This window comes from Streptomyces bugieae, assembly GCF_036352915.1.
Taxonomy (GTDB): domain Bacteria; phylum Actinomycetota; class Actinomycetes; order Streptomycetales; family Streptomycetaceae; genus Streptomyces; species Streptomyces endophytica.
Genome location: NZ_JAZBJP010000026.1, coordinates 84314 through 97359 on the forward strand (window position 1 = coordinate 84314; position 13046 = coordinate 97359).

12 protein-coding genes are annotated in these 13046 nt (G+C 68.6%); 9 read left to right on the plus strand and 3 right to left on the minus strand.

The window, feature by feature from the left end; translation table 11 throughout:
- Positions 1-12 precede the first annotated feature (12 nt).
- Positions 13-1194, minus strand: coding sequence for an ABC transporter substrate-binding protein (locus V2J85_RS29700; protein WP_330823263.1), 1182 nt, complete (start codon positions 1192-1194; stop codon positions 13-15).
- Between the two features lie 146 nt (positions 1195-1340).
- Entirely contained in the window at positions 1341-2795 is a 1455-nt protein-coding gene (locus tag V2J85_RS29705) for a gamma-aminobutyraldehyde dehydrogenase (RefSeq protein WP_261955418.1), read from the minus strand.
- A gap of 200 nt (positions 2796-2995) precedes the next feature.
- Between V2J85_RS29705 and V2J85_RS29710 the strand changes: the two genes are divergently transcribed.
- The 4 genes from V2J85_RS29710 (at position 2996) to V2J85_RS29725 (ending at position 6958) form a co-directional block, all read left to right on the plus strand.
- Positions 2996-3469: an Lrp/AsnC family transcriptional regulator gene (locus V2J85_RS29710; protein ID WP_018087114.1), complete on the plus strand. Its 474-nt coding sequence runs from the start codon at positions 2996-2998 to the stop codon at positions 3467-3469.
- 2 nt (positions 3470-3471) lie between these two features.
- Positions 3472-4833, plus strand: a complete 1362-nt coding sequence (locus V2J85_RS29715) for an aspartate aminotransferase family protein (RefSeq protein WP_261955419.1) — start codon at positions 3472-3474, stop codon at positions 4831-4833.
- Positions 4834-5063: 230 nt separating this feature from the next.
- Positions 5064-5804, plus strand: a complete 741-nt coding sequence (locus tag V2J85_RS29720; RefSeq protein WP_330823266.1) for an ABC transporter ATP-binding protein — start codon at positions 5064-5066, stop codon at positions 5802-5804.
- Positions 5786-6958, plus strand: coding sequence for a hypothetical protein (locus V2J85_RS29725; RefSeq protein ID WP_330823268.1), 1173 nt, complete (start codon positions 5786-5788; stop codon positions 6956-6958). Before V2J85_RS29720 ends, V2J85_RS29725 begins: the two co-directional genes overlap by 19 nt.
- Positions 6959-7274: 316 nt before the next feature.
- On the opposite strand, the gene V2J85_RS29730 is transcribed toward V2J85_RS29725, so the two are convergent.
- Positions 7275-7709 carry a RidA family protein gene (locus V2J85_RS29730; RefSeq protein WP_330823269.1) on the minus strand — a complete coding sequence of 145 codons (435 nt, stop codon included), beginning with the start codon at positions 7707-7709 and terminating at the stop codon, positions 7275-7277.
- 112 nt (positions 7710-7821) lie between these two features.
- On the opposite strand from V2J85_RS29730, the gene V2J85_RS29735 reads away from it, so the two are divergent.
- The 5 genes from V2J85_RS29735 to V2J85_RS29755 all read left to right on the plus strand — a co-directional run bounded on the left by V2J85_RS29735 (position 7822) and on the right by V2J85_RS29755 (position 13045).
- Positions 7822-8229 carry a MarR family winged helix-turn-helix transcriptional regulator gene (locus V2J85_RS29735; RefSeq protein ID WP_261957410.1) on the plus strand — a complete coding sequence of 136 codons (408 nt, stop codon included), beginning with the start codon at positions 7822-7824 and terminating at the stop codon, positions 8227-8229.
- Positions 8230-8239: 10 nt separating this feature from the next.
- Positions 8240-9385, plus strand: coding sequence for an LOG family protein (locus V2J85_RS29740; RefSeq protein ID WP_410011260.1), 1146 nt, complete (start codon positions 8240-8242; stop codon positions 9383-9385).
- A gap of 165 nt (positions 9386-9550) precedes the next feature.
- The gene (locus V2J85_RS29745; protein WP_330823271.1) at positions 9551-10615 is read left to right on the plus strand and encodes a DMT family protein; all 1065 of its coding nucleotides are present in this window, start codon (positions 9551-9553) and stop codon (positions 10613-10615) included.
- Between the two features lie 595 nt (positions 10616-11210).
- Entirely contained in the window at positions 11211-12365 is a 1155-nt protein-coding gene (locus V2J85_RS29750; protein ID WP_330823273.1) for a sensor histidine kinase, read from the plus strand.
- Positions 12359-13045, plus strand: coding sequence for a response regulator transcription factor (locus V2J85_RS29755; protein WP_330823275.1), 687 nt, complete (start codon positions 12359-12361; stop codon positions 13043-13045). The genes V2J85_RS29750 and V2J85_RS29755 overlap by 7 nt, the downstream gene beginning before the upstream one ends.
- The last annotated feature ends 1 nt before the right edge of the window (position 13046 follow it).

A 13046-nucleotide genomic window follows, 5' to 3' on the forward strand; every position in this document is an offset into this window, starting at 1 on the left:
CCCCACGATTCCCTACAGCCCCACGATCCCGTTCCACTCCTTCGCGAACTCGGTCCGCTCCTTGGACGTGATGTCCCGGGCGATGGCCAGCCGCTTGCGCATCGCGTCGTCGGGGAAGATCAGCGGGTCCTCGGCGAGCGCGGCCCGCTCCTTGTCCTTGGAGGAGGCCAGGACGTCGCGCGCGGCCGGTACCGGGCAGACGTAATTGACCCAGGCGGCCAGGTCCGCGGCGACCTCCGGCTCGTAGTAGTAGTCGATCAGGCGCTCCGCGTTGCGCTTGTGATCGGCGAGGTTGGGGATCATCAGGCTCTCCGCCCACAGCTCGGCGCCCTCCTGGGGCACCACGAACTCGATGTCCGGGTTGTCCGCCTGGAGCTGGATCACATCGCCCGAGTAGGCCTGGGCGGCGAGCACGTCCCCCGAGTCGAGGTCCTTGATGTAGTCGTTGCCGGTGAAGCGCCGGATGTGGCCCTTGCGGACCAGGCCGCGGATCTGGTCGGTCATCCGGTAGAAGTCGTCCGCGGTCCAGCGGGTGATGTCGGCGCCGTTCCCCTGCATGAGCAGGGCGAACGCCTCGTCGAGCCCGGAGAGCAGGGTGACCCGGCCGCGCAGGTCGGGCTTCCAGAGGTCCGAGGTGTGCTTGATCTCCCGGCCGAGCTTCTTGCGGTTGTAGGCAATGCCGGTGATCCCGGACTGCCAGGGCACCGAGTGCAGTCGGCCGCGGTCGAAGTGCGGGGTGCGCAGCAGCGGGTCGAGGTACTTGGCGACGTGCGGCTGGGCGGCGCGGTCCATCTTCTGCACCCACCCGAGCCGGACGAACCGCGCGCACATCCAGTCACTGATGACGATCAGGTCACGGCCGGTGCTCTGGTGGTTCATCAACGCCGGGCTGATCTTGCCGAAGAACTCGTCGTTGTCGTTGATCTCCTCGGTGTACGTGACGGAGATCCCGGTGCGCCGCTGGAACGCGTCGAGGGTGGGGCGCCGCTCCTTGTCGTGGTCGTCGACGTCGATGTAGAGCGGCCAGTTGGCGAAGACGATCTTCCGGTCCCGCCCGGAACGGTCCGGACCGCCGCGGTCCGCGGCCTCGACGTACGCGGGCGGCACCCCGCATCCGGTCAGAGCGGCCAGCGCCCCCATCACACCCGTTCCGCCCATGCCCCGGAGCAGCGTCCGCCGCGAAAGATCAGCCATGGCGAGCACTCTCACGTGCCGCGGGCGGAGGCGGCAAGCGACAGAGCGTCAGTTGCCGGGCCTCCGCCCGCGACGGTGTGTCGAGCGTTCCGTGCCACTCGACGGTGGGGATCCCCCGGGTCGGCCGGTCGAACCGGCCGGTCCGCTCAGTCGTTGAGCGAGGTCATCACGTGCTTGATCCGGGTGTAGTCGTCGAAGCCGTAGGCCGAGAGGTCCTTGCCGTAACCGGACTTCTTGAATCCGCCGTGCGGCATCTCGGCAACGAGCGGGATGTGGGTGTTGATCCATACACAGCCGAAGTCGAGGCTCTTGGACAGCCGCATGGCGCGGGCGTGGTCCTTGGTCCACACCGAGGACGCCAGCGCGTACTCGACGCCGTTGGCCCACTCCACCGCCTGCTTCTCGTCGGAGAAGGACTGGACGGTGATGACCGGGCCGAACACCTCGTGCTGGACGATCTCGTCGTCCTGCTTGAGGCCGGAGACGACGGTCGGGGCGAAGAAGTAGCCCTTCTCGCCGACCTGCTCGCCGCCCGCCTCGATCTTGGCGTGCGCGGGCAGGCGCTCGATGAAGCCCTTGACCTGCTTGAGCTGGTTGGCGTTGTTCAGCGGGCCGTAGAGCACGTCCTCGTCGTCGACCGCACCGGTCTTGGTCTCCGCGGCCTTCTTGGCGAGCGCGGCGACGAACTCGTCGTGGATGGACTCCTGGACGAGCACGCGGGTGGCGGCCGTACAGTCCTGGCCGGCGTTGAAGTAGCCGGCGACCGCGATGTCCTCGACGGCCTTGGCGATGTCGGTGTCCTCGAAGACGACGACCGGGGCCTTGCCGCCCAGCTCCAGGTGGACCCGCTTGAGGTCCTTGGCGGCGGACTCGGCGACCTGCATACCGGCGCGCACCGAGCCGGTGATCGAGGCCATCGCCGGGACCTCGTGCTCGACCATCAGGCGGCCGGTCTCGCGGTCACCGCAGATGACGTTGAACACGCCGCGCGGGTGGCCCAGCTCGTCCAGCACGCTGCCGATGATGTCGGCGATCAGCACCGTCGAGGCGGGGGTGGTGTCGGACGGCTTGATGACGACGGTGTTGCCCGCGGCCAGGGCCGGGGCGAACTTCCAGACGGCCATCATCATCGGGTAGTTCCACGGCGCGACCTGGGCGCAGACGCCCACCGGCTCGCGGCGGATGATGGACGTGAAGCCGGCCATGTACTCGCCGGCCGAGCGGCCCTCCAGCATCCGGGCGGCACCCGCGAAGAAGCGGATCTGGTCCACCATCGGCGGGATTTCCTCGGAGCGGACGAGCGCGATCGGCTTGCCGCAGTTCTCGGACTCGGCGGCGATCAGCTCCTCGGCGCGCTCCTCGAAGCGGTCCGCGATCTTGAGCAGGACCTTCTGCCGCTCGGCGGGGATCAGGTCACGCCATACGGGAAAAGCAGCCTCGGCCGCGGCCATCGCCGCGTCCACGTCGGCGGCACCCGAGAGAGGGGCGGTGGCGTACGCCTCACCCGTCGCGGGATTGACCACCTCCGTGGTCCGCCCGTCGGCGGCGTCCCGGAACTCCCCGTCGATGTAGTTGCGCAGACGACGCAGTGCGGTGGTCACTGTGCGCCCCCTTCAGTCAGATGTGTCCGGTGGGTGGGAACCACTGTCCGGTGGTTTGGCACCACCCTAGCCGCGTAACCCACGTTTTCAACACACCCGCCACTCGGGAACAACGGAATCAGTGAAATTCTGCTCGCGACACGACTAATTTCATCGATTTGGGGTTGCAAGACTGTCGAGGCTCGTGCACAGTGAGGGACGTGGCCACTCGTGACAGAAACGGCACTCCGTCGATCGACTCCGTCTCCCTGGCGATCATCGAGCAGCTCCAGGAGGACGGGCGCCGTCCGTACGCCGCGATCGGCAAGGCCGTGGGCCTGTCCGAGGCGGCCGTGCGCCAGCGCGTACAGAAACTGCTCGACCAAGGCGTGATGCAGATCGTCGCGGTCACCGACCCCCTCACGGTCGGTTTCCGTCGGCAGGCAATGGTCGGCATCAACGTCGAGGGCGACCTCGACCCCGTGGCCGACGCCCTGACGACCATGGAGGAGGTCGAGTACGTCGTCATGACGGCAGGCTCCTTCGATCTCATCATCGAGATCGTCTGCGAGGACGACGACCACCTTCTGGAAATGATCAACAAGCGGATCCGCACGCTTCCCGGCGTTCGATCCACCGAGAGCTTCGTGTACCTCAAGCTCCGGAAGCAGACCTACACCTGGGGAACGAGATAGCAATGAGCGCCGACCTCTCCAAGACGGCGTACGACCACCTGTGGATGCACTTCACCCGCATGTCGTCGTACGAGAACTCTCCCGTGCCCACGATCGTGCGCGGTGAGGGCACCAACATCTACGACGACAAGGGCAAGCGCTACATCGACGGCCTCGCCGGCCTCTTTGTGGTCAACGCCGGACACGGCCGGGTCGAGCTCGCCGAGACCGCATACAAGCAGGCGCAGGAACTGGCCTTCTTCCCCGTGTGGTCCTACGCCCACCCCAAGGCCGTCGAGCTGGCCGAGCGCCTGGCCCAGCACGCCCCGGGCGACCTGAACAAGGTCTTCTTCACCACCGGTGGCGGCGAGGCCGTCGAGACCGCCTGGAAGCTGGCCAAGCAGTACTTCAAGCTCACCGGCAAGCCCACCAAGCACAAGGTCATCTCGCGTGCGGTCGCCTACCACGGCACCCCGCAGGGCGCCCTGTCGATCACCGGCCTGCCGGGCCTGAAGGCCCCCTTCGAGCCGCTGGTCCCCGGCGCGCACAAGGTGCCGAACACCAACATCTACCGCGCCCCGATCTTCGGTGACGACCCGGAGGCCTTCGGCCGCTGGTGCGCCGACCAGATCGAGCAGCAGATCCTCTTCGAGGGCCCCGAGACCGTCGCGGCCGTCTTCCTGGAGCCGGTGCAGAACGCCGGTGGCTGCTTCCCGCCGCCGCCCGGCTACTTCCAGCGGGTCCGCGAGATCTGTGACCAGTACGACGTGCTGCTCGTCTCCGACGAGGTCATCTGCGCCTTCGGTCGCCTCGGCACGATGTTCGCCTGCGACAAGTTCGGCTACGTCCCGGACATGATCACCTGCGCCAAGGGCATGACCTCGGGCTACTCCCCGATCGGCGCCTGCATCATCTCCGACCGCCTGGCCGAGCCGTTCTACAAGGGCGACAACACCTTCCTGCACGGCTACACCTTCGGTGGCCACCCGGTCTCCGCGGCCGTCGGTATCGCCAACCTCGACATCTTCGAGCGTGAGGGTCTCAACAAGCACGTCCTCGACAACGAGGGCAACTTCCTGAGCACCCTGCAGAAGCTGCACGACCTGCCGATCGTCGGCGACGTCCGCGGCAACGGCTTCTTCTACGGCATCGAGCTCGTCAAGGACAAGGCCACCAAGGAGTCGTTCAACGACGAGGAGACCGAGCGCGTCCTGTACGGCTTCCTCTCCAAGGCCCTGTACGACAACGGTCTCTACTGCCGCGCCGACGACCGTGGCGACCCGGTCATCCAGCTGGCCCCGCCGCTGATCGCCGACCAGTCGGTCTTCGACGAGATCGAGCAGATCCTGCGCGCGGTCCTCACCGAGGCCTGGACCAAGCTCTGATCATCGCGTCACCTCCCGTTTCACTGATGCGGAGCTCACAGATACACAACTGAACACCCAGCGGCTCAGATTCACTCACTTCAAGCCATACGAGTGAATCTGGGCCGTTGTGCTGCCAAGCGGCGAATACCGGGGGTCAGCAATCCTTACCGTGCTAGTGACCGATACCCTCCATGGTCGTTCACCCGCTCGGGGGAACGAATCAACGCGAACGAGCAAGAGGTGCGCAGATGGTGGCCCCGCCTGACAACGACGTTCTCTGGGCCCGCGGCCTGCACCACACGTACGGTGGGACCACCGCCCTCGCCGGAGTCTCCCTCGGCGTCCGCGAAGGCGAGATCCTCGCCGTCAACGGCCCACGCGGCAGCGGGAAGACCACCCTCCTGAAGTGCCTCTCCGGTCAACTCGTCCCGGCCGAGGGCGAGGTCTGGTTCAACAGCGCCCCCGTGCACACCCTCTCCTCCCCCAGCCGCGAACGGCTGCGTCTCGACCGGTTCGGCTGGATCGACACCGAACCCCACCTCGTTCCCGAACTCACCGCCTGGGAGAACGCCGCCCTCCCCCTGCTGCTGCGCGGCACCGGCGCCCGCTCCGCGAAGCACACCGCGATCGAATGGCTCGACCGCCTCGACGTCGGCATGTGCGCCCGCCGCCGCCCCGCCCAGCTCGACCAGTCCCAGCGCCAGCGCGTCGCCATCGCCCGCGCCCTCGCCACCACCCCGCAGGTGCTGTTCGCCGACGAGCCGACCGCCCCCCTGCACCACGCCGACGGCACCCAGGTCCTGCGCACCCTGACCACCGCGGCCCGCTCGCACCAGATCACCGTGGTCCTGACCACTCACGACCCGGACATCGGCACGCTCGCCGACCGGTCCGTCGCACTTCTCGACGGCCGACAGTCGACCGCCACCCCGGCCGGCGCCGGCTCCTCCGACGAGGAAAGCAGGGCAGCGTGCTCGCTCTCCGTCTAGCCCGCGGCTCTCACCCCCTCCTCCTGCTGCGCCGCCTCCTCGTGACCACCGCCGCGGCCGGCACCGGCTTCCTCATCCTGTCCACCATCGGCCACGCTGCCGGCCACCCGGCCGCGGCCGAGGAATCCCTCGTACGGCTGCTGTGGTGCGCCGCCCCGCTCGCCGCCACCGCCCAGCTCGCGGTCTCCACGGCCCGCACCGATCCGGCCGCCCGTCTCCAGCGCGGCATGACCGCCGCCGGCCTGGGCCCCCTCCGACTCACCCTCCTCGCCACCGCTTCCACCGCACTGACCTGCTTCCTCGGCGCCCTCCTCTCGCTGCTCGTCTTCCTGCGCCTCCGCGGCGACCTCGGCGGCGCGGACACCGCCCGCTCTCTCGGCATCGACGCCGACCTGCTGGGCGCCGGCCACCCCCTGCCGCTCGCGGGAGCCCTCCTCCTGCTGGCCCTCGTACCGCTCACCGCGTCCGCCGCGACCGCCGTCTCCCTGCGCCCCCGCGACGACGCCGGGTCACAGGACGCCGAGCCTCGCCCCCGGACCGCCCCGCCGTCCGGCCTCCCCTGGGGCATCGCACTGGCCGCCGCCGGCCTGGCGATCGAGGCCTACACCAGCCCCGCCTCCAAGGCCCACGGCGGACTGCTCCCCCTGCCCGGCCGGCTGATCGGCAGCCCCCCGGGCGTACTGGGCGGCTGGGCCCTGTCGGCCCTGGGCCTCGTCCTGGCCGGCCCCGGCCTGGTGCATTTGTGCGGCCGCCTCCTGTGCGCCGGCCGGCCCGGCGCCCTGCGCCTCCTCTCCGGGCGCGTTCTCCAGGAGGAGTCCCACCGCCTCGGCCGCCCGCTCGGTGTGATGTGCGCGGTTGCATCCGCTGCCTACGTCGCCGTCAAGGTCTACGACTCCGTTCCCTCCCGTTCGTTCGGTCCCCTCACCGGCGTCGGCGCAACGGTCGTCCTCGCCTGCGTCATCGCCAGCGCCCTGACCGCCGCCCTGGAATCCCGATCCGCCCGAGCCCGGACCACGGCCGCCCTCCGCCGCTTGGGCGCCTCCGCCTCCGTCCTCCACCGCGCCGCCGCTCTCCGCACCCTGGTCCTCCTGATCGTCCTGGGCCCGCTGACGTGGACCGTGGCCGAGATGGCGACGCTGCCGTTGATGCATTGAGGCCGTTGATGCATTGAGCTGGTGGGGGCTGTGCAATGAGCTGACGGGTGGGCTGTGCAGTGAGTAGACGGGTGCCCTGCGGGGTTGTGCTGTGGTTCAGCTGAGGGCTGGGAGGTGGGGAGTTGGGCGGTGTGTGGCGCGGTGGTATGGGGTGGTGTGTGCGGTGATGGGACCAGCCTCTGAGTGGGGCGCCGCATCTGGCCCGTACGGCAGTGTCCCCTGAGTACGCCGCTCCGATGAATGCGCCGCTCCGACTCGCATCACGTTGTTCCCTGGTGGGGAGATGGCGGCCCATTCCCACCCCAAGCCGCCCCCTTCAGCGACGGTCCAGCGCCGTGACCTCCACCTCTATTCGCCAGTCCGGTTGGGCCAGTGCGGACACTTCCAGCAGTGTGTCGGCGGGGTAGGGCTCGGACAGGAGCTCCTCGCGCAGCGCGATGACATGCTCGAGGTGGGCCGCCATGTCCGTCACGAAGATGCCGACCTTGACGACGTCGGCCAGTGAAGCACCCGCCGTGGCCAGGACTCGCTCGACGTTCGCGAACGCCTGCCGGCCTTGTTCCAGGAAATCGTCCGAGACGGTCCGCCCCTGCTCGTCGAACCCCGCCTGCCCCGAGACGTGGATCAATCCGCCCGCCCTGATGGCCTGTGAGATCTTGTACGGCTCGTACCAGTCCGGCACGGTGGCGATCCGCTCAATCTCAGTCGCGCTCCGAGCCTCGGTAGCCACATTCCCCATCACCATCGCCATCCTCCCCCTAGGTCCATGCACATGCATCACTTGCATGCACATACATAAGTTTCGGATGCATGTACGCTGCTGTCAAGAGCCCAGCGGAAAAAGGCAGAAGAGGCGGATGGCGATGGACGCGGAGCACTGGGACCGGCTCGGAACACTGCACACGCGCGTCGAACAGGAACTCGCAAGGGCCCTGCAGCAGCACCACAGCATCGGGCTGTCGGAGTACCGCGCGCTGGCCCGGCTGGCCGAGGCGGACGACGGTGAGCTGCGGATGCAGGAACTCGCCGACCTCATCGGACTCAACCAGAGTTCGGTGAGCCGGCTGGCCTCGCGCCTGGAGTCCTCCGGCTTCACCCGCCGGGACCTGTGCCCCGACGACCGGCGCGGCGTGTACAGCGTGATCACCGAGGAAGGCCGCAAGCTGCAGAAGAAGGCGCGGCCGACCTACGACGGCGCCCTGCGCGCCGCCCTGGACTCCGCGGCCGCCGACCGGAACCTCCGCCCCCTGGTGGAATCCCTGCGGCCCTAACATGGCGGGCGTGCACTGGAATTCAGAGTCCCCAGCGTCCGACCGTCACCCCGAGCACGACCGTGAGATCGAGTCCCTGAAGGAGTTCGACCAGGTCGCCTCCACCGGCAGCCTCGCCGGCTACCGCATCCAGTCGGTAGACCTGATGGACCGTACGTTCGCGCTCCTCAGCACGGACACCACGGAATCCGTGTTTCTCGGCTGCGCCATGGAGCCGGACGCGGCGGCCAAGGTCCGCGCCGGTGGCGCCTTGGTCTTCCCGCCCATACCGGACCTCCCGTTCGATCCTTATCGGGGCAGTTTGTACGGGCCGGAGGAGCTTTTCGAGGGGCTGGTCGACGCGGGCTACGACGCCACCCCGGACGCTCTCACCTATCACTGGTACCAGGGCACCAAATCGGACGGCGACATCTTCGCCTCGATGCTCCGCAGCATCCACGACGACGCGGTCTCCGATGCGCTCGACGAACACCTCGCGGGCGCACAGGTGGTGGGCATCATGGGCGGACATGCGCTGGAGCGCGGGTCCGCAGCCTACGCAGGGGCGGCCCGGCTCGGTCGCCGGCTCGCGCGCGACGGCCTGACCGTGGCGACGGGCGGCGGCCCGGGGGCCATGGAGGCCGCGAACCTCGGCGCGTACGCCGCGCCCTTCGAGGACGAGATGCTGGAATCCGCGCTGGAGATCCTTTCCAAGGCCCCGCACTTCGGCCCCTCGATCACCGACTGGGCTCGTGCCGCCTTCGACGTACGCCGGAGCCAGCCGGGCGGCGGCTCCTCGGTCGGCATTCCGACCTGGTTCTACGGACACGAACCGCCCAATGCCTTTGCGTCCCACATCGCCAAATACTTCGTCAACGCGGTGCGCGAGGACGGCCTGCTGGCACGCTCGAACGCCGGCGTCGTGTTCCTGCCCGGCGCCGCCGGAACCGTCCAGGAAATCTTCGACAATGCGACCCCGAACTACTACCAGTCACGGGGCGAGCCGACCCCGATGGTGCTGGTGAACCGCGCGCACTGGACGGAGAAGCTGCCCACCTGGCCCCTGCTCCAGGCTCTCGCCGCGGACCGTCCCATGGCCACCCGGATCGCCCTGGTCGACTCGGTGGACGAGGTCCCGGACGCACTCGTCCGCCTGAGGAGCGGGGCTTCTTCCTGAGCGAGGGGACCTTCCTCCACCCGGCCTTCCGAGAGACGAATGGGCGCGCTCCTGTCGCCGACAACTGATCCGTTTGCCCGCTGAGGCAACTCCCCTCCCGAAATGCACGTCTGCCAAGCCAGGTAATGAACAGGTAATGCAGACAGCGGGCGAACGGAGCTCTCGGTGATCATCGGCCTTCTGACGGCCGTGGCGGCCTCGGCCTGCTACGGCACGGGTTCGGTCCTACAGGCGGTCGGTTCCCGTAAATCCGCACGCAAGGAGGCGGCCAAGGCCTCCACCGCTGGCGTCACCCAGCATGGCGGTCCCAGCCTCTCCTCGACCGCCAAAGCCGCCGTGACCTGGGAATTCATGGTGGGCACCGTGCTGGACTTCATCGGTTTCGGGCTCGGAGCGCTGGCGGCCCGAATGCTGCCGCTGTTCCTGTCCCAGACCGTGATCAGCGCGAACCTCGTGATCACCGCCGTTCTGAGCATCAAGCTCCTCGGCATCCGGCTCAGCAAGGCCGAGTGGAGCTCCATCGGCGTGGTCTGTTCCGCGCTGGTGTTGCTCGCCACGGCCGCAGGCCCGGAAGGCAGCGGCCATACTCCGATCGCCACCCACTGGTGGCTGCTCGCCGCCTCCGTCGTACTCATGGGAGGCGGCACCCTGATCGTGCGCCTGATGGGCGGACGGGCCGCGATCCTCGCCGGTCTGCTCTCCGGCCTGGGCTTCGGTGCCCTTGGCATCGGCGTACGGGTCCTGAACGGCGCGGACCCTTTCCATCTGCCGTCCATGCTCGCCGACCCCGCTCTGTACGCGATCCTCGTCGCGGGCCTCGGCGGCATGTATCTGCACACCGTCGCCCTGCAGATCGGTTCGGTGAACGGAGCCACGGCAGCGCTCGTGGTGGGCGAGACCGTGGTTCCCGGCATCCTCGGCGTCCTCTGGCTCGGTGACTCCTCTCGTCCGGGATTCGCCTGGGTCGCTGTCCTCGGTTTTGTAGTGGCCGTGGCCGGGGCGGTCGCCGTCGCCTGGTTCGGCGAGCCCGAACCGGACGGTTCCGACGCTGCGATGACGTCGGGAGCGCGATCCGGCACAGGAGCGGAGAAGAATCTGGGGTCGCCGGGTGCGGGCTCGCCCGGGGCGGCGGACGGGGCTCTCCCCGGCGGTGCCGTGCCGTCTCCCGGCCACGAACGGACACGGCGCGCGGCGGCGGACGTCCAGCCCAGTGCCGAGGTCAGCCAATAGCCCGTTCGTCCCGTGGCCAGTAAGCGCTCCAGGTTGTCGTAGGAGCGAGCCCCGGACCCAGCCCCAGTCCCAGCCCGGTCCCACTCCGACCTGGCCCAGGCATGCCCTCTCTCCCTCATCCTTCGCACGACATCAGGGTTCGGCCGGCGTGGCGTTGAGGTATTCCGAGACGGCAAGCCGACTGCGGCCATCGCCCACATGACCGGCCTCCCTGTCGCGCATCGCATCGGACGCACAGCCGACCCGAACGACACCCGGTCGTGCCGCGAGTCCGCGACGCGTGCCGGGCGGAGGGCAGCCATTGCGCTGACGCTCCGTTCCCACGTCTCCGCGGGCGAGCCCGCGTGCCGTTCATCTTGCAGCCCGCGCCAGGTCGGCATCGCCAACCACAATGTCGCCAACTGCCTTACATGCCAGGGGTATTGGTAGCCCATCATTCCTCCGTCCTCGCGTGATCACGAGGCTACGGAGTGCGCGCTCGCGGAGCGTCAACCGAGCAACCGAACCTCGGCGTCAACCCGTGGCATGACATGCGGTCGAGAGATCAACCCGTGCGGCGACGCTGCGGCATAGCGCGATTTTGAAAAATGTCGGCATGAGCAAATCTCTCCAGCAGCGGCTGCGCGGATGGATCGCGTCGCCCTCATACCCCTGGATCACCGGCGGAGCGCTGACCGCGTTCGCTGCCGCGGAACTGGTGGTCGTGCCGCGGCACTCGCTGGTGATCGCGCTCGCCGTGCTGGCGTCCGCCGCGGCTCTGACCTGGCGCCGTTCGTACCCGGCCATCGCCGTGCTCGCGGTCGTAGCGGTCCTGGTCAGCTTCGCGGCCGGAAGCGACCTCTATATCGCGGCCGCCGCGAGCGGGTTGATCGGCTGCTACACCCTCGGACGTCGCAGAGTTGCACACCCTGCGGCCGTTGTCGTCGCCGGCTCGGTTCTCTCGCTCATCGTGAACCAGTGGCACATTGCGACATGGGGGTGGCCCGCCTGCTCCCCCAGGCTGTACGCCGAGTGGTTCGTGCTGACCGTGGCGATCCTGGCGGCGGTATCCATGGGCGATGCGGTACGCGCACGGGAGGAGACGCGTCGGGAGCGCACCGCGGCACAGGCTCGGTTGATCGAGATGGAGCGGCGGCAGGCCGCCGAGGCCGAGCGGGCGGCGATCGCTCGCGAACTCCACGATGTCATTTCGCACTCGGTCTCGATGATCGCGGTCCAGGCCGAGGGCGCCACGTACACCACACCAGGTCTCTCCCCGCAGGCCCGCGACGGTTTTCAGCAGATCGCCGCCTCTGCCCGCTCATCGATGGCGGAACTGCGCCGACTGCTGAGCGTCCTGCGGACCGGGCCCGATGACAAGGCCGGCACTGCTCCCCAGCCGACCCTCGACGCACTGGACGACCTCATAACACAGCACCGCTCGGTGGGCGGTGAGGTCGAGCTGCGCATCAGCGGTGAACGCGTCGCGCTGCCCACCTCCTGGGAGCTGTCCGCATACCGCATCGTGCAGGAGGGGCTGACCAACGCGCGTCGGCACGCTCCGGGCGCTCATACGGTGGTGGAGATCGGCTACTGCTCCGACCGGCTGGCGGTGCGCATCGCGGACGACGGACCGGGTCCGGCGGGTCCGACCCACACCGGCCACGGGCTGGTCGGCATGCAGGAGCGGGCGGCGCTGCTCGGCGGGAAGCTCACCGCCGGGCCCGGGCCCGACGGCGGCTTTCTCATAGAAGCGGAAATCCCTTGGTGATCAGAGCAATCGTCGCCGACGACCAGGCGGTCGTCCGCACGGCATTCGTCAATCTGCTGGGCACTCAGGACGACATCGAGGTGGTCGGTGAGGCCGAGGACGGTGTCCAGGCGGTGCGTGTCGCCGCGGAGCAGCGGCCCGACCTGGCCCTGCTGGACATCCGGATGCCGCACAAGAACGGCATCGAGGCCGCTCGTGAGATCACCCGGGCGTCCGAAGGCGCCACCAAAGCACTGATGCTGACGACGTTCGGCTTCGACGAGTACGTCTATGACGCGCTCGCTGCCGGGGCCAGCGGCTTCCTGTTGAAGGATGCGACGTTCCCCGAACTCCTGCATGCCGTAAGGGTCGTGGCGGAAGGGAATGCACTGCTGGCGCCGGAGCTGACGAAGCGGCTCATCGCGGCCTTCGTCAAGCAGCGGGCGGCGCCGGTGCCCGTACGCACGGTCGAGGAGCTGACCGACCGGGAGGTGGAGGTGCTCGTCCAGATCGCCCAGGGGCTTTCCAACGCGGAGATCGCCGAACGTCTGACGATCACGGACCACACCGTCAAGACACACATCAACCGGCTGTTCACCAAGATGGGTCTACGTGACCGGGCTCAAGCAGTCATCCTCGCCTACGAGTTGGGCCTGGTGGTCCCACAGGGCCGCCGGCCGGGCACCCTTCCCCTCGCATGAC